This window comes from Pseudomonas sp. FP1740 (genome assembly GCF_030687165.1).
Lineage (GTDB): Bacteria > Pseudomonadota > Gammaproteobacteria > Pseudomonadales > Pseudomonadaceae > Aquipseudomonas.
Genome location: NZ_CP117461.1, coordinates 4,104,392 through 4,126,784 on the forward strand (window position 1 = coordinate 4,104,392; position 22,393 = coordinate 4,126,784).

The window sequence follows — 22,393 nt, forward strand, 5'->3', positions numbered from 1 at the left end:
TTTTGATCAGCCCTTGATGAACGCCAGCAGATCTTCGTTGAGTTGATCCTTGTGGGTGTCGGTCAGGCCGTGCGGGGCTCCCGGGTAGACCTTCAATGTGGAGCCCTTGACCAGTTTCGCCGAGGCGATGCCCGCCGCTTCGATCGGTACCACCTGGTCGTCGTCGCCATGCACCACGAGGGTCGGCACGTCGAACTTCTTCAGGTCTTCGGTGAAGTCGGTTTCAGAGAACGCCTTGATGCAGTCGTACGCGTTCTTGTGGCCGGAAGCCATGCCCTGCAGCCAGAACCAGTCGATCATGCCTTGCGAAGGTTTGGCACCCGGCCGGTTGAAACCGAAGAACGGACCGCTGGCCAGATCCTTGTACAACTGCGAACGGTCGACCAACGACGCCTGACGAATACCGTCGAACACTTCCATTGGCAGGCCGCCCGGATTGGCCTCGGTCTTGAGCATCAACGGCGGCACCGAAGAAATCAGCCCGGCCTTGGCCACGCGGCCGGTGCCATGGCGACCGATGTAGCGCGCCACTTCGCCACCGCCGGTGGAGAAGCCAAAGAGTACGGCGTTTTGCAGATCCAGATGCTCGATCAACTGCGCCAGGTCATCGGCGTAAGTATCCATTTCGTTGCCGAACCATGGCTGGCTCGAACGACCGTGACCACGGCGGTCATGGGCGATGACCCGGTAGCCTTTGGAGGCCAGGAAGATCATCTGCGACTCCCAACTGTCGGCGTTTAACGGCCAACCGTGGCTGAAGACGATCGGCTGACCTGTGCCCCAGTCCTTGTAGTAAATCTCGGTGCCGTCTCGGGTGGTGAAAGTGCTCATTACGATTCTCCTGATGCATGGGTTTACGACGGTTAATAAGAGGTATAAGCCATTCGTTCGGCCAGGCGCGCCACCCGCTCGCCCAAATGTGCGGCGGTACGGCGGTCTTCCAGTGGAGGTGCAAATTCAGGGGATTGTTCGACGTTCGATTGGGCCATCGCCCCCAGCGAACTGCCGAGTCGGTTCAACTGCCCGTCGAACAGGCCGAGGCTGCTGCGCGCCGGCAGCAGGTCGAGGCCGACCCAGATCATCGAGTGCTGGGCGGCGAACACCGCCATCTGCAGCAAGGTGTTGAGCTTGTCGCCGCACAGACAACCGGAGTTGGTGAACCCGGCAGCGAGTTTGTCGCGCCAGGGCTGGGCCAGGTAGAACGAGGCGGTGGCCTCCATGAAACCCTTGAAGGCTGCCGAGGCGCTGCCCATGTAGGTGGGGGCGCCGAAGATGATTGCATCGGCACGGTGCAAGCGTTCCCAGTGGTCGTCCACTTCCTCCACCGGAATCAGCCGACAGGTGCTGCCCAGGTGCCGTTCCACCCCCAGGCCCACGGCTTCGGCCATGACCCGGGTGTGCCCGTAACCACTGTGATAGACCACCACCACGTTGCTCATTCCGGCTCCTCCAGAAGTGTTCGTCCTTTTTGCGGCACGCTTTTTGTTGCTTAAAGGCCGATACCTTCGACTACTTGAAGAAATGGATTTTTGAGCGTAGACCGGATCGGTACGAGTTAAACGTTGTTAATTTTCTGCCGTACACCCATGGCCCCGGCGTGCCGTTCACCAGCGCTGAGTCCAATAAATACGGGACCGCCGGGCACTGACGGCAAGGCCGCAGCCGTTGTACCTGCTGTCGAGATGTATGACGCCACGTTGCGCTACCGAAAAAACCTCAGGAATATGCCTGGATACCGCGTGATAGACGGACGCAAGCAGGAGTGACCCGTTGACCCTTACCCCCGAACAGGCCATCCGTTTCGGCCCCTACCGGATCTACCCCGGACAACGCCTGGTGATGGAGGCCGACCAGCCCCTGCGCCTGGGCAGGCAAGCCATGGACATTCTGTTGATGTTGCTGGAGCACGCAGGCCAGGTGGTGAGCAAGCAGCAACTGATCGCGCGGGTCTGGCCCAAAAGCGTAGTGGAAGACACCAACCTGCGCGTGCACATGGCGGCACTGCGCAAAGCCCTCGGTGACGGTCAGGCCGGCCAGCGTTACATCGTCACCGTCGCCCAGCGCGGCTACAGTTTTGTCGCGCCGTTTTCCCTGGAGTCCATCGAACACCCCCCCCAAAACGACGCCAATGAACCGGGCGGCCATAACCTGCCGGTGCGCCGGACTCGCTTGATCGGCCGTCAGGCGCTGGTCGACAGACTGCTGGCGCAACTCTCACAGCAGCGTTTCATCACCCTCGTGGGCCCCGGCGGGATCGGCAAGACGACCGTGGCGCTGCGCGTCGCCGAGCAACTGATCGGTCGCTATCGAGACGGCATTCGCCTGGTGGACCTGGCACCGATCAACTGCCCTTTGATGATCGGCGCGCACTTGGCGACAGCGCTGGGCTTGTCGTTGCATGACGCCGATCCCATGAACGGGCTCGCCACATGCTTGCGCGAACGGCAGATGCTGCTGGTCATCGACAACTGCGAACACCTGATCGATGCCATTGCGTTGCTCAGCGAAAGCATCCTGCGCGCGGCGCCCCAAGTGCACATTCTGGCCACCAGTCGCGAAAGCCTGCGGGCCGAAGGCGAATACGTGCAGCGCCTGGAATCGCTGGACTGCCCGCCGCCCATCGCCGTGCTCGACCGTGCTCAGGCCCTGACGTTTTCGGCGCTGCAATTGTTTGTCGAGCGGGCGATGGCCAGCCACGACAGCTTCGAACTGAGCGAAGCCGACCTGCCGCTGGCGATTGAAATCTGCCGACGTCTGGACGGCATCCCGTTGGCGATCGAACTGGCAGCGGCGCAGGTCGGCAACCTGGGTTTGAGCGGCTTGCTGTCGCAACTGCAAGACAGCTTTCGCCTGCTCGCCCAAGACTGCCCGACCACCATGGGCCGCCATCAGACCCTGCGCGCCACGCTGGACTGGAGCTTCGAACTGCTCAATGCCTGCGAGCAGACGTGCCTGCGCCGACTGGGGATATTCCGGGGCGCTTTTACCCTGGAATCGGCGGCTGCCGTGATTGTCGGCCAGTACATCGAGCCCGACGTAGTGTTTGCCTCGATTACCCAATTGGTGGCCAAGTCATTGCTGAACGTGGAAGTCGGCGACGAAGAAGTGTTCTACCGTCTGCTCGACACCACGCGAGGCTATGCGCTGGAAAAACTCGACCAGGCCCAAGAGCTGGCGGACACCCGAGAGCGCCACGCCGAATGCTGCCTGGCCTTGATGCAGCAGGCGCAGAGTGATTGGGAACACACCCAGAGCGAGCGCTGGACCGAGCGTTACGCCCGCAGCCTGGACGACATTCGTGCAGTCCTGGATTGGGGCTTGAACGCTCAAGGGCCGCAGGCCTTGGCCATCCGTCTCGCCGCGACCTCGGCACCGCTCTGGCAAGAGCTGTCGCTGCTCAAGGAATATGGGGTGTACGTGGGCAAAGCCCTGGCATTGCTCGAAGCGACGCACCAGCCCTGCCCGCGTTTGACCATGAACCTCAAACTTGCCCTCGGCAGTTCCTGCTACCACACCCAGGGCAATAGCACCGAAGCCGTCGAAGCCTTCGTCAGCGCCAAACACCTGGCCGAACACTGCAACGATATGGCCGGTCAGCTCAAAGCGATTTCCGGGCACCTGGCGGTTGATCTCAGTTGCGGCCACTACCAACTGGCCCTGGAGCAGAGCCGACAATTCGAGCGGTTGAGGCCGCACGACGATGCGATGACGGCCCTCAGCACCCAACGCTTGCGGGTCCTGGCCCTGCATTTTGCCGGAGATCAGGCACTGGCGCGGGAGAATGCCGAACAGGTCATTCAACGCCTGGCCCAGAGCGGCCAACTCAACCGTTTCACCCATGGTTTTGGCGTGCAATACGACCAGAGCGTGGCGACCCTGACGATTCTGGCGCGCATTCTCTGGCTGCAAGGGCTCCCGGAAAAAGCCTGGCATACCGCACGACAGGCGCTCGACATCGCGATGCAAATCAATCACGGCACGTCCATCTGCTACACCCTGGCGCTGTCCGGTTGCCTGATCGCCCACTACAACGGCAACACGCCGGTCGCCCGCGAGCTCCTGACCTTGCTGCTTGAGCAGGCGAAGAAACACTCGGTGTTGCTGTTCTACACCTGGGCCAAATATTACGCGCAGGTGATCGACGGAACTGATGCGCCCTCATCACCGCGACCGGACACCGGGTTGGTCAAGGAAATCATGGTCACTCTGGGCAGTCGTTTCATCGATGATGCGTTGCTGGAGCGGGCCGAAAACGGCGCGGCGGGCTGGAGCACGGCAGAGATTCTGCGGGCTCGGGCCGACGCGTTACTGGCAGAGGATTGCCCGAGCAGTGCTGACGCGGCCGAGGCGGTGCTGCTCAAGGCTTTAGCCGTGGCAAAAACCCAGGGAGCGCTGGCCTGGGAACTGCGCAGTGCGACATCGCTGGCCCAGTTGTGGCAACGTCAGGGCCACTTCCGGCAAGCCCATGAGCTGCTGGCGCCGATTTACCAGCGCTTCACCGAAGGCTTCGCCACACCGGACCTGATCAAAGTCCGGCGGTTACTCGACGAGTTGCAGCGCGACCTGCCCGACTGATGTCCAGTGGGCCCGGCTGATGTAGCGCTCATAACGCAGTTCGAAGGCACGCAAGTAACCACTGTGTTCGAGTTTCTCCAGGGCGTAGGTGCGCGTGGTATTGAGGAAACGGTAGCGCGTCACGCCGTTGCCCTGCTCCACCGACAGCAGCGATTTATTCGCCAGACTCTCCACCACGTTGACCAGGCTTGCGGGCAGCAACATCGCGTCACTGATCACGCCAATCGCCGCGTCCAGGGTGAACGCCATCTTGAACACCGCCAGCCGCTGCAACACGATCTGTTCCAACGGGCTCAGCCGTTCATAGCTCCAGTCCAGTGCGGCTTTGAGATTCTGATGCCGTGGCACGGCGGTGCGTCGACCTTGGCTCAACAGCTGAAAACAGTTGCCCAGTTGCGCTTGCAACCCCACCAGCGCCAATGCATCGATCTGCGCCGCCGCCAGCTCAATGGCCAGGGGCAAGCCATCCAGCCGACGACAGATTTCACGCACAGCCTTCAGGTCCTGTTGGCGCAAGGCAAACCCTTGCTGACGGGCTCGGGCGCGGCTGACCAACAGCTGCACCGCTGAATACCCCATGGCCTCGTCCACGCTATAAATCGCCGAGGCTGGCGGCACCGTCAGGGCGGGTAACCGCAGCAGCGTTTCCCCCGCTGCTCGCAGCGGTTCGCGACTGGTGGCGAGGATCGACAGTCGAGGCGCCGAGGCCAACAGATCGTCCACCACTGTCCTGCAACGTTCGAGCAGGTGTTCGCAGTTGTCGAGCACCACCAAGGCATGCCGTTGCGCCAACGCCTTTGCGCCGACATCCAGTTCCAGCGTGCGCGACAGATGATCGACAAGCTGCGACGGGTCATCGATGGCCGCCAGGTCAACCATCCAGACACCATCCCGATAGTGCTGCAACAGCAACTCGGCCACGCTCAACGCCACGGTGGTCTTGCCAATGCCAGCAGGGCCGATCAGGGTCATGAAGCGTCGAACCGGCAACTGCCGGACCACGCTGCCGACGATCGAGTCACGACCGGTCACCGGTGTGAGCCGCGCAGGCAAGTTGTGTTGAGGCTTGTGCACGGTTTCGACCAGCACCGGCGTGCCCGCCCGATCGTGCTGCACCGGGGCGATGAAGCTATAACCGCGCTGGGGAATATTAACGATATAGGGCTGCCCGTTCGGCCCATCGCCGAGCGCTCGACGCAGGGCGGCGATGTGGACGCGCAGGTTGATTTCCTCGACCACCGACGTCGGCCAGACGCGGGCAATCAGCGTCTCTTTACTGACCACCGCACCAGCGTGCTCAACCAGCACCTGCAAAATTTCCAGGGCTCGCCCGCCCATGCGCAGCGGCCGATCACCGTCCAGGATCAACCGCTGATGCAGGTGGAATGCGTAGGGCCCGAACCGCAGCACCGTGTCACTGTTTATCTCTCTGAGGTTGTTCATGCACGTTCATATGCTGAAAACCTGGCTCGGCTCAAGGAACTGCAAGCACCATCGAACCCGCCCATCCAGGCTCCCGCACCTCCCAAAAAAGAGTTCACGGGTATCTTGGCAGGCATGGGTGACGGTACAACGGCCATGGGAGGAGCGTCACGGTCATCGCGGTGCGCACGACGGACAACAGCGCGTTAACTGAACTGCTCGCGATACTGGGTGGGGGTCAGGCCGAGCTTTTCACTGAAAAGAAATCGCATGTGCCGCACGCTGCCGAAGCCACTTTTATAGGCCACGGTCTTGAGCGGCAGCTCGCTGGTTTCCAACAGATTCCTGGCGTGATCGATGCGCGCGCTTTGCAGAAACTCCATCGGCGTCATATTCACTTCCCGGGTGAAAACCCTGGCGAAGTGCCGCGCACTCATGTTCACCAGACTGGCCATACGTTCGATACCGAACGCTTCGTCGAGGTGTTCGAGCACATGGTTCTGCACCCGGGTGACCGGCGTTTCCTGGGGGCCCACCGCGGCCATCAACGGACTGAACTGCGCCTGCCCGCCCTGGCGTTTCATCACTACCAGCAGCACTTTGGCGACGTCCTGGGCGACTTTCTTGCCGTGGTCCTGGGCAACCACCGCCAGCGCCAGGTCGATACCGGCGGTGACACCGCCGGAAGTGATGAGGTTGCGGTCCTGCACGAAAATCTGATCGGTCTCGACGATAGCCTTGGGGAAGCCTTTGATCAGTCGTTCGGTGTAATGCCAGTGAGTGGTCACGCGAAAGCCGTCCAGCAATCCGGCATGCCCGAGCACGAACGCGCCGGTGCAGATCGACCCGTATCGGTCAGCACGGCTGATGGCTCCCCGAAGCCAGTCGAGCAGCGGCGGATACTTTTCGTTGTAGGCCCCCGGCCCGCCCGGCACCAGCAACACATCGTAGCGCCCGTTCGCCTGATCAATGTGCAGATCAGCCTGGACACTGACGCCGTTGGAGGCCCGCAATGCGCCCTGCACGGTGCCGATGGTCAATAGCTCGTATCGGTCCGCCGGTTGCAGATAACGATTGGCGATGGAAAACACTTCCATGGGGCCGGCCATGTCGAGCAGGAGAAAGTCTGGGAACAACACCATTGCCACGGTTTTCATGGGTTCAAGGTCACTAATAGAGAACTGTTCAATACCATTGCGCCGCCCATAGGTCTGGCGCCCCACATTATGGCCACATGTAACAACAAGCATACATGAACCCGTTCGCACAACTGTCAACCTGCGCGAGACAGTATTTCAATTTCCATCTACTTACTGCACTTTCAGGTAAACATTAACCTTCTCCTCACTCGGACGAATTCACGTCCTGACAGGAGATTTCATCATGCTGACCCTTCGCAAAGCTTCGGATCGCGGTGCGGCCAATCACGGTTGGTTGAAGTCGTTCCATACCTTTTCCTTTGCCAACTACCGCAACCCACGGGAACAGGGCTTTTCCGACCTGTTGGTGATCAACGACGACCGCGTAGCCGCAGGCAAAGGCTTTGGACAGCACCCTCATCGCGACATGGAGATTTTCTCCTACGTGCTCGAAGGCGCGCTGGAACACAAGGACACTTTAGGCACCGGTTCGGTGATCCGCCCTGGCGACGTGCAACTGATGAGCGCCGGCAGTGGCGTGGCGCACAGTGAATACAACCACTCATCGACACGCCCGGTGCACTTCCTGCAAATCTGGATCGTGCCTGATGTCAGCGGCGCCAAACCGCGTTATCAGCAAGAGCATTTCAGCACCCAGAAAAAACGCGGCCGCTTGCAGTTGATCATCTCCCCGGATGGGGCCAAGGGTTCATTGAAAGTCCGGCAGGATGCGCGGGTGTATGCCGGCCTGATCGACGGCAAGGAAAGCGCCACGCTGGAACTGGCTGCCGATCGCTACGCCTATGTGCATGTGGCGCGGGGCAGTGTCGAGCTGAACGGTATGCAGCTGCAGGAAGGCGACGGCGTACGGGTTCGTGAAGAACAGGTGCTGACCTTGAGCAATGGCGTGGATGCCGAGGTGCTGGTGTTTGATTTGCGGCCGCAGGAGTTGCCCGAAATGCCATGACTTTGTGGCGAGGGAGCTTGCTCCCTCGCCACAGGGGCCGGCGGTTAAGGTTTTCGCCAGGTACAAAAAAAACGGCCGACAGGCCGTTTTCACTCGGATCAAATCAAGTACAGGAATACCTAAATCGCCGCCCGCAATTCCCGTGGCGACAGGCCGTAATGTGAGCGAAAGCGCACGGCAAAACGTGAGGCCGAGGCGTAGCCGCTGGCACCGGCAATTTCACCGATGGGCCGGGAAGTGGTTTGCAACCATTGCAACGCGGTCGCCAGTCGAACGTTTTCCAGAATATTCCTGAAGCTGCTCCCCTCATTGGCCAGTTGGCGACGCAACGTCGATTCACCAAGGTTCAGGTGTTGTGCGACGCTCGCAACCGTCCAGTCACTCTCAGGGCTGCCCATCAGCAACTGCTGCACACGCTCGCACAGTGGATCATTACGATCCATCAGCAGCGGTCCGGCCTGGCCATTGAGGCCCAGGCTGAGCAGAACCGCTTCCCCATAGTGGGTGCGCAATGCATCCGGCGCGTTCGCATTGATGGCGGCCAATAACTGATCCCACGCCTGCGTCGTGTGCCGGTCCAGGGGAACACACAGATCTGTCTTCGGGGCACGGCGCCCACTCATGATCTGCCGGCCATATCGGCTGCTGAAGTTGCGCAGTGTCGAACCGGGAAAGGTCACGACATCAGCGATGTAATGACCGTGACGACCGGGGAAGTTCGAGATACCAAGCTCGCGCCCGGCCGGCATCAGAATCAGATGTTGCGGCCCTGCGCGCATCTCCCGGTCATCCCATTGCAACAGCTTTTCCCCCTGTCGCACTCGACACAAGGTGGTTGCGAAGATCGGCACCCGTTGCAAGGTATGAGGCTGCCGCGCCCGGATGACACACGCATCGATAATGTTCTCCCGGTGCTGGATGCCGTCACAAGCGCGCATTGTTCTTAACGTCCGTAAGTTGAAGTGATGGTCGCTTTGGCCAAGGCGTTGGCATTGAGCATATAGCCCACCAAGGCTCCGCTGGCCTGGCTGTCGAGTGGCAGCTTATCGACTTTCAACGCCCATACGGTGAATTGATAGCGATGGGGCTTATCCCCCACAGGAGGGCACGCTCCGCCAAATCCCGGTTGGCCATAATCGGTTCGTCCTTGTACGGCACCGGCAGGCAGGTTCGAACCGACCCCGCTTGGCAAACTTTTGGTTGAAGCCGGTAAGTTGACCACCGTCCAATGCCACCAGCCGCTGCCGGTCGGCGCATCAGGATCGTAGACCGTGATCGCGTAACTTTTAGTCCCCGCCGGGGCGTTGGACCAAGACAGTTGCGGAGACGTATTACCCCCTTCGCAACCGAAGCCCTGGAACACCTCGCGACTGGTCAGCGGGCGATTTTCAGCAATATCCTGGCTGGTCAACGAGAAGTCGGCAGCGTGCCCGGTGAGGACGACGCCCATGGACAATGCGGATAGGATAATTCGGATGTTCATCGTGACCTCATCGGTGTCTTGGTATGAAGCACGAGTCTAGAGAGAGCAAAGGCTGATTACTGTGCCGAAACGCTCGACCATTGTGCCTGAACGCTCTCTCGATCCAGGCACTGTCACAGGTGATCTCAAACCGCTGCGAAGATATTCTTCATCGCCGCATACTGCAGCAGCATGATGGTCTTGGCATCGCAGATTTCCCCGCGATAAAACGCCTCAAGGGCGTCGTCGAATTTCCACTCCAACACTTCCAGTTCTTCAGTTTCGTCTTCCAGCCCACCGCCCTCGCTGACTTTCGAAGAGGCATCGTACTCGGCAATAAAGAAATGCAGTTTCTCCGTGACCGAACCGGGGCTCATGTAGGACTCGAACACCTTCAGCACATGGTGGACGCGATAGCCGGTTTCTTCTTCGGCTTCGGCGCGAATGCGCTCTTCAGGCGCGGCACCTTCCAGCAGCCCCGCCGCGACTTCAATCAACAAGCCATCATGGCCGTTGACGAACACCGGCAACCGGAACTGGCGGGTCAGCACGACGGTTTTCTTCTCGCGGTTGAACAGCAGGATCGCTGCACCGTTGCCACGGTCGTAAACCTCGCGGGTCTGGCGCTGCCAGTCGCCGTTGTTGCGCAAGTAATCAAACGTGATTTTCTTCAGCAGATACCAGTCGTGGGACAGCACCTGGGACTCGATGATGTTGACCCTCTCGGCTGTGTTCGACATGACAATCCATCCTTATGTTCGTCAGAAAGCGTCCATGTTAGGCGAAAACAGAAAAACCCGGCGACTGTCGTAATGCTGTGCACTCAAGAGAACCTTGAGCCGGAGAAACCTGTGGCGAGGGAGCTTGCTCCCGCTGGGCTGCGTAGCGGCCCCAAAAATCTGACAACCATTGCGATTTTTGTGAGCGCTACGCACTCAAGCGGGAGCAAGGTATCCGTCCGGTCAACACACCTTCCTGACCTTCAGCCAATCTGCTCGAACCGCCGCCTGGTCACGAACAGCCCCGCGCCCACCGGCACGGCAAGGACCGACATCAATCCCAAGTCAAAGCCCAGCAACTGGGTCTGGCTCACTGCAACGCAGCCGATTGCGCCTGCCACCACCAGCGTCACCCCTAGCCACTTGCGCAGCGGGTACGGCTTAAGAAACCGATCAAGTAGAAAGGCCAGCGCCACGACGATGACCGTCTGGGTAATTTCGGACATGTGCAGCCCCACTCAGGTCTTGATGATCAGGGATTCGGAAGAGCGCTGTGGGCCAATCCCACCATTGACCTGCGCCTGGATGCTGACGATTACATCGCCAGCATGGTAGGTGGGCAGAGCGTCATTGACGTACGAGCGCACACCCGCAGTTACAACAGTACCTGCGGCGACACTGCCTGCAGGTCCGGCTAAACCGCCCACAGTACCGGCAGCGCCACCGAAGGCGGAGGCGGCCAGGTTGGCGACCTTGGTGCGTTGGGCATTGAGGGCATCGCCCTGTTGCCGGGTCAGCGGCTTGGAGATGCCGATCATCATCACGCACGGCAGGCTCTTGGCCTGCATCTTGTCGTACACCTCGACAACCTTGCTGTTGACCTCATAGTGGGCGCTTTTCGCCTCGCCAAAATGCAGCTCGCGCAGGCGTCCGCGCTCGCTGTCGGTGAGGGTGATCTGCGAGACGTTGAAGACGATCCCGTGAGTGCCCATGTATTGGGAAGTCCCTTCGAACTTCATCGCGCGCATCCTTTCGAGGCAAAGATGGCGATTCTCTACAAGGAGCGCATTGGATTCAAATCATTTCACCTTGCCGGCAAGGTGTGTTGGCTCCCTCGCCACAAGTTCTTACTGACTCAAGACTCTCTTGAGTGAACCGCATTGCGGCGCTTTCATCCTCAGGAAAGTTGCGCCCTGTATTCTTTCTGATACTCCCCGGCGAGGGTTTCTTTCTGTTGGTCGTCGAGTAACTTGCCGGCCATCTGAAAGAACTTCTGCTCCTCCTCTTTGAGGTGGTGATGGACCTTCTCCGAGAGTTTTTTCGCCGTTGCCAACCAGGACGGACTGGACATTTCGGTGGCATCCAGTGTTTCCATCATCTCGTCCATTTCGTGGTGTTCGGAGATAGCGTGGCGGCCAAGATCCACGCCGTTGTCGAACTCCATCAGCGGGATGTAGAAATGGCGTTCTTCAGCGGTTGCGTGGGCCTGAAGCTCGGATTTGAGCCGTTTGTAAGCCTCGACCCGTTCCGGGGTGTCGCCACTGGTTTGAATCACTGCATCGGCATAGCGGCGCTGACGGTCGTGGCTTTCGCGCAAGGCTTCAAAAATGTTCACGGGCTGCCCTCAATGACTGCTTTCAACAACGATGCTGTTCACGCTAGACATTCCCGGAGCCCCGGGGGTTCCTTGGGCTTCGGGGGGGATAGAACAATCGCCGCAACCGGGATAGGCTCCGTGTTCACTGCCATAAGGATGTGTTGCCTATGACTCTGCGAATCGAATTGTCGAAAAATGCCACTGCGGAGGAGCGCGAAGCAATCCTCACACCGCTGCGCGCCTACAACGCCTCAAAGGCCGGGCCCACGGTGTCAGAGCAGATTGCCTTGTTGGTGCGCGATGACAACGACGAGATTCTCGGAGGGCTTTATGGCCGGGTGTTTTACCAGTGGTTTTTCATTGAGTTGTTGTCGGTGCCGGACCAGGCACGGGGCCAAGGGCTGGGCTCGAAGCTGATGCAGATGGCCGAAGACCTGGCGCGGGAGAAGGCGTGCATCGGGATCTGGCTGGACACCTTCGACTTCCAGGCGCCGGAGTTCTACAAAAAACACGGCTTCAGCGAACTGGGGCAGATTGCCGATTATCCGCCAGGCCATAAGCGTTTCTTTTTCCAGAAGCGTTTGATTGATTAAAACGCAAACGTTGTGGGAGCGAGCCTGCTCGCTCCCACAGGGGGACTGCCTCATAAACCTCTTACAGGCAGGTCGCCAACGCCGCCAAACGACGCTTGGCGACAAAATCATCATGCTGGGCGTAGTAGCTCAAGGCTGTGCCTGAAGCATCGCTGGTCACGTCCACGAAAGACTCGGCCGAACGGGTGTAGACCGTCGAGCCACCCTTCTTGCCCGGTTGCAAATACGCGCCGGCATCGACGCCGAACACCGCCTCGTCCTGCCAGGCAAACTGCACGCACTGGGCGACGACTTTTTCAGGTTTGTCCGAGGTCAGGGTTTTGTACGGGGTTTTGCTGCGGGCGTCGTTCATCGCCGATCCGGCGCAGCCCGCCAGCAAGGTTGCGGCCAGCGCCACCATCAGAATTCGCATTGCGTTCGCTCATCAGGAAAAAGCGGACTGTACCACCGCGGCGCGGCGTATCGTTCTGCTTTACTTCATTTATACCGCGACACCGCGCAACGATTCGCGCACCCTGTCGCGCCGATAGCGTCGCATCGCCCATTTTTTCAGGAAAGCCATGATACCCAATGCCGAGTTCTACAAACCGTCCACCGACTACGCCGACAAACTGATCAGCCAGATCGGCCAGACGCCGGCCTGGATCGCCAAGCGAATTGGCGTCACCGACAAGCGGATTCGTTACATTCTCGACGGCGAAAGAACCGTCAAAGGCGAAACCACGCCGATCCAGATGACCTACACCGAGCAGTTTGCCCTTGAGTGTCTGGCTGCGGCTGCCAAGGCGAGCAAAAAGCAGTCTTCGTAATCCCCTCAAGGAGTGACCATGGCGACAACCGAACAGCAACACGAACAGGCGCTGAGGAAATTTCTCGATGAACGCCCTGAGCTGCGTCTTGAGCTCGACAATCTCAATCCCCTGCTCGCCCAGGCCAAAGGCGAGACTGTGGCGCAATACCGCGACGAACGCTTGCATGAAGCGTTCGAAGCCGAGGCCGAGCGCCTGGGTTTGTTTGCCTGGGAGCTGACACTGCAACTGACCACCGCCACGCCCGAGGAATATCAGGCCCAACGCATGGAAGTGCACAAGGAAGTTGCAGAGATGGCCGGCATGGACTGGCTTGAGTATTGCGAGTTGTATGGGCTGACCAAATAATCCTCGCAATGGCAGCGACTCGGTCTGCGAGCAAACGCCCTTCGCCGCCCTGCCGATAAAGCTTTATCATGGCCGCAGTTTTGCTGATCGAGTCCGTCATGAAATTCGCCATAGCGCTGTTTTCCGCCGCCCATGCGCCCTCCTCGCGCCGTGCCTTGCTGTTCGCCCAGGCGGCGCTGGCCGGCGGGCATGAGATTGTCCGGCTGTTTTTCTATCAGGATGGTGTCTACAACGCGTCCGGCAGTGTGGTCACGCCTCAGGATGAGCAGGATTTGCCCAAGCAATGGCGCACCTTCGTCACCGAACATCAACTCGATGGCGTGGTCTGCATCGCCGCCGCCCTGCGTCGCGGCGTGCTGAACGAGGAAGAAGCCCAGCGCTATCAACGTGAAGCGGTCGCCGTGGGCGCGCCGTGGGAATTGTCCGGCCTTGGCCAGTTGCATGACGCGGTGCAGGACGCTGACCGTCTGATCTGTTTCGGAGGCGCGTGAGATGGCTAAATCCTTGCTGATTATCAGCCGTCAGGCGCCGTGGTCCGGGCCGAATGCGCGGGAAGCGCTGGACATCGTGCTGGCCGGCGGCGCCTTCGATCTGCCGATCGGGCTGCTGTTTCTTGATGACGGCGTGTTCCAGCTCGCCGCGAAACAGGACGCCAAGGCATTGCAGCAGAAAGACCTGAGCGCCAACCTGCAAGCCTTGCCGATGTTTGGCGTCGAAGACCTGTTCGTGTGCGCTGAAAGCGTAGCGGCCCGAGGCCTGGACCCCAAAGGTCTGTCGCTTGAAGAAGCCCGGGTACTGAGCGCCCAGGACATCACCGCCCTTATTGACCGTTACGACCAGGTGATCACCCTCTGATGTCGACTTTGCATGTGTTGTCTCATTCCCCTTTCGGCGACGAGCGCCTGGGCAGTTGCCTGCGCGTGATCGGCCCCAACGATGCGCTGCTGCTGAGTGGCGATGCGACCTATGCCCTGCAGCCAGGCACCGCGCCATTCAGCTCTTTGCATGCTCGCAACCTGAAACTGTTCGTACTGGCCGAAGACGCGCAGGCCCGGGCTCTGCAAGTTCCGGACTGGGCCAGTGCCATTGACTACCCGGCCTTCGTCGAACTGTCGATTCACTATGACAAGGTCAACAGTTGGCTATGAAATCCCTGACCGTTGGCGCCCGCGCCATTGAACTGGACAAGGACGGCTTCCTGGTGGAACTGAGCGACTGGTCTACCGAGGTGGCCACCGCCCTCGCCGCCGCCGAAGACATCGAGTTGAGCCCGGAACATTGGGAAATCCTCGAACTGCTGCGCAGTTTCTACGACGAATTCCAGTTGTCCCCGGCCACCCGCCCACTGATCAAGTACACCGCATTGAAGCTCGGCCCCGACAAGGGCAACAGCCTGCACCTGAACCGACTGTTCAAAGGCACCCCTGCCAAACTCGCCGCGAAACTGGCGGGCCTGCCCAAACCGACGAATTGCTTATGACCGACTATCCAGCGCTGACCCTCGAAACGCCCGCCGAGCACCCGTTCGCCCAGTTCGTGCGGATCCTTGGCAAAGGCAAACGCGGCGCCCGCGATCTGACCCGGGCCGAAGCCCGCGAGGCCATGGGCATGGTGCTCGACGACAAGATCGAGGACACCCAGCTAGGCGCGTTCCTGATGCTGTTGCGGCACAAGGAAGAGAGCGCCGAGGAAATGGCCGGGTTCACCGAAGCCTTGCGTGAACGCCTGAATCCACCGGCACTGGCGGTCGATCTGGACTGGCCGACGTACGCAGGCAAGAAACGGCATTTGCCGTGGTATCTGCTGGCGGCCAAGTGCCTGGCGCAGAACGGCGTGCGCATTTTCATGCACGGCGGTGGCGCGCACACGGCGGGGCGGTTGTACAGCGAGCAACTGCTCGAGACGCTGAACATACCGTTGTGCCGCAACTGGCAGCAGGTCGGTGCGGCACTCGATCAGGGCGGTCTGGCGTTCATGCCATTGGTGGACTGGGCCCCCCAGCTTCAGCGAATGATCGACCTGCGCAACACTCTGGGCCTGCGCTCGCCGATCCATTCCCTGGCGCGGATTCTCAACCCATTGGGCGCCCGTTGTGGCCTGCAAAGCATTTTCCACCCCGGCTACCAGGCGGTGCATCGCGATGCCAGCGGTCTGCTCGGGGACACGGCAATCGTCGTCAAGGGCGATGGCGGCGAGATTGAGATCAATCCGGACGCCGACAGTCACCTGTATGGCACCACCGGAGGCGAAAGCTGGGATGAAGAATGGCCGCAGCTGTCGAGCCAGCGCCACGTCAAACCGGCGAGCCTGGACCCGGAGCACTTGAAAGCCGTATGGCGTGGCGACGTGGTCGACAGCTACCCGCAAATGGCGCTGATCTCGACCATGGCCCTGGCCTTGCGCGGCCTCGGCCAGCCTCGCGAACAAGCCTTCGAAACCGCCCAGCAATATTGGGACGCCCGGGACCGATCGATTTAATCGATCATAACAGCCCAACCTTTGCGCTTTTTGTTCGAACCTATGCGCATAAACTCCTCTCCAACGCTTATAGGTTGAGGAGTCAGGCACATGGGTTTGTTAGTCGAAGGTCGCTGGCAGGATCAGTGGTACCAAAGCAGCAAGGATGGCGCGTTCCAGCGTGAACAGGCGCAGCGTCGCAACTGGCTGACCGCCGATGGCAAGCCAGGCCCGAGCGGCGTCGGTGGTTTTGCCGCCGAGGCCGGTCGCTATCACCTCTATGTGTCCCTCGCCTGCCCGTGGGCCCACCGCACGCTGATCCTGCGCAAACTCAAAGGCCTTGAAAGCCTGATCGACGTGTCGGTGGTTAGCTGGTTGATGCTGGAAAACGGCTGGACCTTCGATAAAAACCTCGGATCGACCGGCGACAAGCTCGATCATTTCAATTTCATGCACCAGCGCTACACCGCCGATACCGCCGACTACACCGGCCGCGTCACCGTGCCGGTGCTGTGGGACAAACAGACCAACCGCATCGTCAGCAATGAATCGGCGGAGATCATCCGCATGTTCAACAGCGCGTTCGATGACTTGACCGGCAATGGCCTGGATTTCTACCCGGCACCGCTGCGCAGCGAAATCGACGCCCTGAACGAGCGGATTTATCCAGCAGTGAACAACGGCGTCTATCGCGCCGGGTTTGCCACCTCGCAGCAGGCTTATGAAGAGGCGTTCGATGAGTTGTTTGCGGAGCTGGATCAGCTGGAACAGCTACTGGGCGCGAATCGTTACCTGACGGGTGAATACCTGACCGAAGCGGATATCCGGTTGTTCACCACACTGATTCGTTTTGATGCGGTGTATCACGGCCACTTCAAATGCAATCTGCGGCGGATTGCCGATTATCCGAACCTGTCGAACTGGTTACGGGAGATTTATCAGTGGCCCGGGATTGCCGAGACGGTGGATTTCACCCACATCAAGAACCACTACTATGGCAGCCACAAGACCATCAATCCGACCGGAATTGTGCCGAAAGGGCCGGCGCAGAATTTTACCGCGGCCCATGATCGGGGGCGGTTGAGCGGGAAAGGGGTTTGGCGCAAGGCCTGATGTTAATCGTTCCCACGCTCTGCGTGGGAACGATCACAACGGGGGCAAGCCCCTTCGCCACAGGTCAGACCTGCGCCTGAGCCCCTTCGAACCACGCCAGTTTCTCGCGCAGTTGCACCACTTCCCCGACGATCACCAGTGTCGGCGCATGCACTTCATGCTCCGCCACCAGCCGTGGCAGGTCGGCCAGGGTGCCGGTAAATACCCGCTGATTGACCGTGGTGCCCTGCTGGATCAACGCCGCCGGGGTATCGGCCGCGCGACCGTGCTTGATCAACTGCTCGCAGATGATCGGCAAGCCCACCAGCCCCATGTAAAACACCAGGGTTTGCGCCGGCGCGACCAGGTCGGCCCACGGCAAATCGGTGGAACCGTCCTTGAGGTGCCCGGTGACAAACCGCACTGACTGCGCGTAATCGCGGTGAGTCAGCGGAATCCCGGCATACGCCGCGCAACCGCTGGCAGCGGTAATGCCCGGCACGACCTGGAACGGGATGCCATGGGCCGCCAGTTCTTCGATCTCTTCGCCACCACGCCCGAAAATGAACGGATCGCCACCCTTCAAGCGCACCACGCGCTTGCCGGCCTTGGCCAGATCCACCAGATGCTGGTTGATCTGTTCCTGAGGTACGGCGTGATCGGCGCGGCGCTTGCCGACGTAGACCCGCTCGGCATCGCGACGGCACAAATCCAGAATCGCCGGCGCCACCAGACGGTCATACAGCACCACGTCGGCTTGCTGCATCAAGCGCAAGGCGCGGAAGGTCAACAGGTCGGGATCACCCGGCCCGGCGCCCACCAGATAAACTTCGCCGGTGGCGACAGGCGCCTCGCCATTGATTTTCGCCAGCATCAGACGCTCGGCCTCGGCGCCCTGCCCGGCCAGTTGCCGGTCGGCAATCGGTCCCTGGAACACATCCTCCCAGAACGCCCGACGCTGCTGCACGTCCGGAAACAGGCCTTTGACCTGGTTGCGGAAACGCGCAGCCAAACCGGCCAGTTGACCGTAAGTGGAAGGAATCCAGGTTTCCAGCTTGGCGCGAATCAACCGCGCCAGCACCGGCGCATCGCCGCCACTGGACACGGCAATAATCAGAGGCGAACGGTCGACAATCGCGGGAAAGATCACGCTGCACAGGGCCGGCGCGTCCACCACGTTGACCGGCACGCAACGCCGATGGGCATCGGCGGAGACTTGCGCGTTCAGCGGTTCGTCGTCGGTGGCGGCGATGATCAGCCCGCAACCGTCCAGATCCGCCTCGACGTAGCCACGCACCAGGCACTCGCCACCGCTGCCGGCTACCAGCTCACGCAACTGCGGTTCGATTTCAGGTGCGACCACCCGCAGCAGCGCACCGGCTTCGGCCAGCAGGCGGGATTTGCGCAAGGCAATCTCCCCCCCGCCGACGACCAACACACGACTGCCGCGAAGGTTATGGAACAGCGGCAGATAGTCCATTTAGCCGATGACCTCAAGGCCACCCATGTACGGCTTGAGCACTTCAGGCACACGGATCGAACCGTCGGCCTGCTGATAGTTCTCGAGTACCGCCACCAGGGTACGACCGACCGCCAGGCCGGAACCGTTCAGGGTGTGCACCAGCTCAGGCTTGCCGGTTTCCGGGTTGCGGAAACGCGCTTGCATGCGGCGGGCCTGGAAGTCGCCACAGTTGGAGCACGACGAAATCTCGCGGTACTTGTCCTGGCTCGGAATCCACACTTCCAGGTCGTAGGTCTTGACCGCGCTGAAGCCCATGTCGCCGGTGCACAGCGCCAGGGTGCGGTATGGCAGCTCCAGCAGTTGCAGGACTTTCTCGGCGTTGGCAGTCAGGTTTTCCAGCGCTTGCATCGAGGTCGACGGCTCAACGATCTGGACCATCTCGACTTTGTCGAACTGGTGCTGACGGATCATCCCGCGAGTGTCGCGACCCGACGCGCCGGCCTCGCTGCGGAAGCATGGTGTGTGCGCCACGAACTTGATCGGCAGCAGTTTCGAATCGACGATTTCGCCGGCCACGATGTTGGTCAGCGACACCTCAGCGGTCGGAATCAGGTACAGATCGGCTTCGCCGTCGCGGCTGATCTTGAACAGGTCTTCTTCGAATTTCGGCAACTGACCGGTGCCCTGCAGGGCCGGCGCTTGTACCAGATAAGGCGTGTAAGCCTCTTCGTAACCGTGTTCGTTGATGTGCAGGTTGATCATGAACTGCGCCAGGGCACGGTGCAGGCGAGCAATCGGGCCGCGCAGCAGGGCGAAACGGGCGCCGGACAGTTTGGCGGCGGTTTCGAAATCCAGCCAGCCGAACTTCTCGCCCAGGGCCACGTGGTCCTGAACCGGGAAGTCGAAAGTCTTCGGCGTGCCCCAACGGCGCACTTCAACGTTGCCTTCTTCGTCATCGCCGACCGGCACCGATTCGTGCGGCAGGTTCGGGATACCCAGCAGGATCGAATCCAGCTCGGTCTGGATCGCGTCCAGCTCGACTTTACCGGCGCTCAACTCGCCCGCCATGCGCTCGACGTCCGCCATCAGCGGCGCGATGTCTTCGCCGCGCTGCTTGGCCTGGCCGATGGATTTGGAGCGCGCGTTACGTTCAGCCTGCAGAGCTTCGGTGCGGGTCTGGACGGTCTTGCGCTGTTCTTCCAGCGCTTCGATGCGCGCAACATCCAGGGCAAAGCCACGGGATGCCAGGCGGTCCGCTACGTCCTGAAGGTTGCTACGTAACAGTTTGGAATCGAGCATGTCGGTTTCTCGTTATCAAAGTTTGGTCAAGGACAGGCCAGCCCAGGTGGCGAGCAGCCCGCCGAATACGCTGATGGCCGCATAGCCCAAGGCCAGCGGCACTTGCCCGGTTTCCAGCAGGCGCACCGTATCCAGTGAAAAGGATGAAAAAGTCGTCAGCCCCCCGAGGAAGCCGACGATCAACCCGGCGCGTACCGCAAACGATACCTCCGGGCGAATCAAAAACAGGCCGTATAGAACGCCGATCAGCAAACAGCCCACGATATTAACGGCCAGCGTCGCGGTATAGAAGTGCCGCGGCCAATTCGCGTTGATCCAGTTACCGGTGGCGAAACGCAACAGCGTACCGGCGACACCGCCGACGGAAACCGCAACGATCAAAGGAATCACTATTTTCTCCGCTGTCGGGGGCTTAGACGGTCAAGCTGCGCGAGGTGGTTGAGCTTTTCGCCGATCTTCAGCTCCAGGCCGCGGGGCACGGGTTGATAGAACCGTTGTGGCTCCAACTCGTCCGGGAAGTAATCTTCGCCAGCGGCGTAGGCATCCGGCTCATCGTGGGCATAACGGTATTCGTCGCCGTAGCCCAATTGCTTCATCAACTTGGTCGGCGCGTTGCGCAGGTGCAGCGGCACTTCCAGCGAACCGTGTTCGGTGGCGCTGCGCATCGCGGCCTTGAAGCCCATGTACACCGCGTTGCTTTTCGGCGCGCAAGCCAGATAGGTAATGGCTTGGGCCACCGCCAGTTCGCCTTCGGGGCTACCGAGGCGCTCCTGCACTTCCCACGCCGCCAGGCATAGGCTCAGGGCGCGGGGGTCGGCATTGCCGATGTCTTCGCTGGCCATGCGCACCACGCGTCGGGCCAGGTACAGCGGGTCGCAGCCGCCGTCGATCATTCGCGCGAACCAGTACAGCGCGCCATCGGGGTTGGAACCGCGTACCGATTTATGCAGCGCGGATATCTGGTCGTAGAAGGCTTCGCCGCCCTTGTCGAAACGTCGACGGGTGTCGCCGAGCAGGCTTTGCAGCAGGTCGACGCCGATTTCGCTGTGGTCTTCGGCCAGGTCCGAGGCGTTTTCCAGCAGGTTAAGCAAACGCCGGCCATCGCCATCGGCGGCGGACAGCAGCATCTGGAAGCCCTCGTCGCTGAGGGTCAGTTGCCGCTTGCCCAGCCCGCGCTCTTCGGTCAGCGCGCGATGCACCAGCTTGCGCAGGGCGGCTTCGTCGAGGCTTTTGAGCACATAGACACGCGCCCGGGACAGCAGCGCGTTGTTGAGTTCGAACGAGGGGTTTTCCGTGGTCGCGCCGATGAAAATCAGCGTGCCGTCTTCAACGTACGGCAGGAACGCATCCTGCTGGGACTTGTTGAAGCGATGCACTTCGTCGACGAACAGGATGGTGCGTTTACCGTACTGCCCGGCCTGCTGCTTGGCGACTTCCACCGCCTGACGAATCTCTTTGACCCCGGCCAGCACCGCTGAAACCGTTTCGAAGTGCGCATCCGAGACTTCCGCCAGCAGCCGCGCCAGGGTGGTTTTACCCACGCCCGGTGGCCCCCAGAAAATCATCGAGTGCAGGGCTCCCTGCTCCAGGGCTTCGCGCAAAGGCTTGCCGCGAGCGAGCACGTGTTCCTGACCGACGTACTCGTCCAGATTGGCCGCACGCAAACGGGCGGCCAAGGGTTGAGCAATCGGGGCACTGCGAAACAGGTCCATCACGTACTTTTAAAACCTCGAGTCAATTCTCAAGTTTGGCGAACACCACACAAGCCCGCTTCTACAGGTTTACTCCTGGATCACATCGGCACCCTTGGGAATGTCGAACTTGAATTTGGAGGCCGGGATCGGCTCGTTGGCCTTCACACCGGTGAACAGGATATTGGTACGCTGGCCGACGCTGTCGATCATCTGCATATCATTGACCAGACCATTGCGGAACGACAGGCGCAGGCTGTCGAACAGGGTGTCCTTGGTTTTCGGCTTCAGGGTGAAGTCGATCACGCCGCCGGCTTCCTTGGCGCTGATGTCGAAGCTCTGGCTGATCTTGGACACGTCACCGGACAGTAGCAACGCCGGGGTCTGGGTCAGACGCTGATCGAGGGTCTTGATGGTGGCCTGTTCCAGATCCGGGTCCCAGAGGGTCACTTTCTTACCGTCCGATACCATGGTTTGCTCGGCCGGCGCGTTGGTGTGCCAGTAGAACAGGCCCGGGCGCTGCAAGGACATTTCACCCGCAGTTTCTTGTAATTGAGTGCCGCTGCCATCGAGGGTCAGCTGGGAGAAGCGCGCGGTCAAGGTCTGGGATTTTTCCAGCAGTTGAGTCAGACGCGCCACATCCTTGTCATCGGCGTGGGCCGAGAGCGTGGTCAAAGCCAGTACCGGCAGCAACAGCATGCGGATAAGACGCATGGGAGTCCTCATAAACATTCGTGGGAGTGCGGGCGGCGCCTCAGGAC

Annotated in this window: 27 protein-coding genes; 11 read left to right on the top strand and 16 right to left on the bottom strand. The window is 60.5% G+C overall.

Annotated features, from left to right (window positions below):
* Positions 1–6: 6 nt before the first annotated feature.
* Both PSH69_RS18350 and PSH69_RS18355 read right to left on the bottom strand, forming a co-directional pair.
* Positions 7–831 carry an alpha/beta fold hydrolase gene (locus PSH69_RS18350; protein WP_007937066.1) on the bottom strand — a complete coding sequence of 275 codons (825 nt, stop codon included), beginning with the start codon at positions 829–831 and terminating at the stop codon, positions 7–9.
* Positions 832–863: 32 nt separating this feature from the next.
* A complete protein-coding gene (locus tag PSH69_RS18355; protein ID WP_305409362.1) occupies positions 864–1,439 on the bottom strand; it encodes a flavodoxin family protein in 576 nt (191 codons plus the stop codon).
* Between the two features lie 331 nt (positions 1,440–1,770).
* Here PSH69_RS18355 and PSH69_RS18360 point away from each other — a divergent pair, with 331 nt between their 5' ends.
* On the top strand, positions 1,771–4,575 hold the full coding sequence (locus PSH69_RS18360; protein ID WP_305409363.1) for a winged helix-turn-helix domain-containing protein: 2,805 nt from the start codon (positions 1,771–1,773) through the stop codon (positions 4,573–4,575).
* Here PSH69_RS18360 and PSH69_RS18365 read toward each other — a convergent pair.
* Complete coding sequence (locus PSH69_RS18365) at positions 4,540–6,018, bottom strand: winged helix-turn-helix domain-containing protein (RefSeq protein WP_305409364.1); 1,479 nt, start codon at positions 6,016–6,018, stop codon at positions 4,540–4,542. The two genes, PSH69_RS18360 and PSH69_RS18365, sit on opposite strands and share 36 nt — an antisense overlap.
* Positions 6,019–6,203: 185 nt before the next feature.
* The gene (locus tag PSH69_RS18370) at positions 6,204–7,154 is read right to left on the bottom strand and encodes a GlxA family transcriptional regulator (protein WP_305409365.1); all 951 of its coding nucleotides are present in this window, start codon (positions 7,152–7,154) and stop codon (positions 6,204–6,206) included.
* Positions 7,155–7,380: 226 nt separating this feature from the next.
* Between PSH69_RS18370 and PSH69_RS18375 the strand changes: the two genes are divergently transcribed.
* The gene (locus PSH69_RS18375) at positions 7,381–8,103 is read left to right on the top strand and encodes a pirin family protein (protein ID WP_305409366.1); all 723 of its coding nucleotides are present in this window, start codon (positions 7,381–7,383) and stop codon (positions 8,101–8,103) included.
* A 119-nt stretch (positions 8,104–8,222) separates the two neighbouring features.
* Here the strand turns inward: PSH69_RS18375 and PSH69_RS18380 are convergent, their stop codons facing one another.
* From PSH69_RS18380 to PSH69_RS18405, 6 genes are all read right to left on the bottom strand, one after another.
* Positions 8,223–9,041, bottom strand: coding sequence for a helix-turn-helix transcriptional regulator (locus tag PSH69_RS18380; RefSeq protein ID WP_305409367.1), 819 nt, complete (start codon positions 9,039–9,041; stop codon positions 8,223–8,225).
* Positions 9,042–9,046: 5 nt separating this feature from the next.
* Entirely contained in the window at positions 9,047–9,586 is a 540-nt protein-coding gene (locus PSH69_RS18385; protein ID WP_305409368.1) for a kinase inhibitor, read from the bottom strand.
* Between the two features lie 125 nt (positions 9,587–9,711).
* Entirely contained in the window at positions 9,712–10,305 is a 594-nt protein-coding gene (locus PSH69_RS18390) for an NUDIX domain-containing protein (RefSeq protein ID WP_305409369.1), read from the bottom strand.
* A 242-nt stretch (positions 10,306–10,547) separates the two neighbouring features.
* Positions 10,548–10,790: a hypothetical protein gene (locus tag PSH69_RS18395; RefSeq protein WP_019580101.1), complete on the bottom strand. Its 243-nt coding sequence runs from the start codon at positions 10,788–10,790 to the stop codon at positions 10,548–10,550.
* A gap of 12 nt (positions 10,791–10,802) precedes the next feature.
* On the bottom strand, positions 10,803–11,303 hold the full coding sequence (locus PSH69_RS18400; RefSeq protein ID WP_305409370.1) for a hypothetical protein: 501 nt from the start codon (positions 11,301–11,303) through the stop codon (positions 10,803–10,805).
* A 158-nt stretch (positions 11,304–11,461) separates the two neighbouring features.
* Positions 11,462–11,899, bottom strand: coding sequence for a hemerythrin domain-containing protein (locus PSH69_RS18405; protein WP_305409371.1), 438 nt, complete (start codon positions 11,897–11,899; stop codon positions 11,462–11,464).
* 149 nt (positions 11,900–12,048) lie between these two features.
* On the opposite strand from PSH69_RS18405, the gene PSH69_RS18410 reads away from it, so the two are divergent.
* A complete protein-coding gene (locus PSH69_RS18410) occupies positions 12,049–12,474 on the top strand; it encodes a GNAT family N-acetyltransferase (protein ID WP_305409372.1) in 426 nt (141 codons plus the stop codon).
* Positions 12,475–12,535: 61 nt separating this feature from the next.
* Here PSH69_RS18410 and PSH69_RS18415 read toward each other — a convergent pair whose 3' ends face one another.
* Complete coding sequence (locus PSH69_RS18415; protein ID WP_086944979.1) at positions 12,536–12,886, bottom strand: hypothetical protein; 351 nt, start codon at positions 12,884–12,886, stop codon at positions 12,536–12,538.
* A 148-nt stretch (positions 12,887–13,034) separates the two neighbouring features.
* On the opposite strand from PSH69_RS18415, the gene PSH69_RS18420 reads away from it, so the two are divergent.
* From PSH69_RS18420 to PSH69_RS18455, 8 genes are all read left to right on the top strand, one after another.
* Entirely contained in the window at positions 13,035–13,283 is a 249-nt protein-coding gene (locus tag PSH69_RS18420) for a hypothetical protein (RefSeq protein WP_305409373.1), read from the top strand.
* A gap of 18 nt (positions 13,284–13,301) precedes the next feature.
* Complete coding sequence (locus tag PSH69_RS18425) at positions 13,302–13,631, top strand: DUF6388 family protein (RefSeq protein ID WP_305409374.1); 330 nt, start codon at positions 13,302–13,304, stop codon at positions 13,629–13,631.
* A gap of 98 nt (positions 13,632–13,729) precedes the next feature.
* Positions 13,730–14,122, top strand: a complete 393-nt coding sequence (gene tusD / locus PSH69_RS18430) for a sulfurtransferase complex subunit TusD (protein ID WP_026286366.1) — start codon at positions 13,730–13,732, stop codon at positions 14,120–14,122.
* Between the two features lies 1 nt (position 14,123).
* Positions 14,124–14,486 (top strand): sulfurtransferase complex subunit TusC, encoded by a 363-nt coding sequence (gene tusC, locus PSH69_RS18435; RefSeq protein WP_018925536.1) that lies wholly within the window; start codon positions 14,124–14,126, stop codon positions 14,484–14,486.
* On the top strand, positions 14,486–14,779 hold the full coding sequence (tusB, locus tag PSH69_RS18440; RefSeq protein WP_086944981.1) for a sulfurtransferase complex subunit TusB: 294 nt from the start codon (positions 14,486–14,488) through the stop codon (positions 14,777–14,779). The genes tusC and tusB overlap by 1 nt, the downstream gene beginning before the upstream one ends.
* Positions 14,776–15,111: a TusE/DsrC/DsvC family sulfur relay protein gene (locus tag PSH69_RS18445; protein WP_018925534.1), complete on the top strand. Its 336-nt coding sequence runs from the start codon at positions 14,776–14,778 to the stop codon at positions 15,109–15,111. Before tusB ends, PSH69_RS18445 begins: the two co-directional genes overlap by 4 nt.
* Positions 15,108–16,109, top strand: coding sequence for a glycosyl transferase family protein (locus tag PSH69_RS18450; RefSeq protein ID WP_064618781.1), 1,002 nt, complete (start codon positions 15,108–15,110; stop codon positions 16,107–16,109). The genes PSH69_RS18445 and PSH69_RS18450 overlap by 4 nt, the downstream gene beginning before the upstream one ends.
* Positions 16,110–16,199: 90 nt before the next feature.
* Positions 16,200–17,201: a glutathione S-transferase family protein gene (locus PSH69_RS18455; RefSeq protein WP_305409375.1), complete on the top strand. Its 1,002-nt coding sequence runs from the start codon at positions 16,200–16,202 to the stop codon at positions 17,199–17,201.
* Positions 17,202–17,265: 64 nt separating this feature from the next.
* Here PSH69_RS18455 and cysG read toward each other — a convergent pair whose 3' ends face one another.
* The 5 genes from cysG to lolA all read right to left on the bottom strand — a co-directional run bounded on the left by cysG (position 17,266) and on the right by lolA (position 22,346).
* On the bottom strand, positions 17,266–18,660 hold the full coding sequence (gene cysG, locus PSH69_RS18460) for a siroheme synthase CysG (RefSeq protein WP_019580092.1): 1,395 nt from the start codon (positions 18,658–18,660) through the stop codon (positions 17,266–17,268).
* Complete coding sequence (serS, locus tag PSH69_RS18465; RefSeq protein ID WP_258669397.1) at positions 18,661–19,941, bottom strand: serine--tRNA ligase; 1,281 nt, start codon at positions 19,939–19,941, stop codon at positions 18,661–18,663.
* A 15-nt stretch (positions 19,942–19,956) separates the two neighbouring features.
* On the bottom strand, positions 19,957–20,331 hold the full coding sequence (gene crcB / locus PSH69_RS18470) for a fluoride efflux transporter CrcB (protein WP_007941127.1): 375 nt from the start codon (positions 20,329–20,331) through the stop codon (positions 19,957–19,959).
* Entirely contained in the window at positions 20,331–21,653 is a 1,323-nt protein-coding gene (locus PSH69_RS18475; RefSeq protein WP_007941126.1) for a replication-associated recombination protein A, read from the bottom strand. Before PSH69_RS18475 ends, crcB begins: the two co-directional genes overlap by 1 nt.
* Before the next feature lie 69 nt (positions 21,654–21,722).
* Complete coding sequence (gene lolA, locus PSH69_RS18480) at positions 21,723–22,346, bottom strand: outer membrane lipoprotein chaperone LolA (RefSeq protein WP_018925528.1); 624 nt, start codon at positions 22,344–22,346, stop codon at positions 21,723–21,725.
* Positions 22,347–22,393 lie beyond the last annotated feature (47 nt).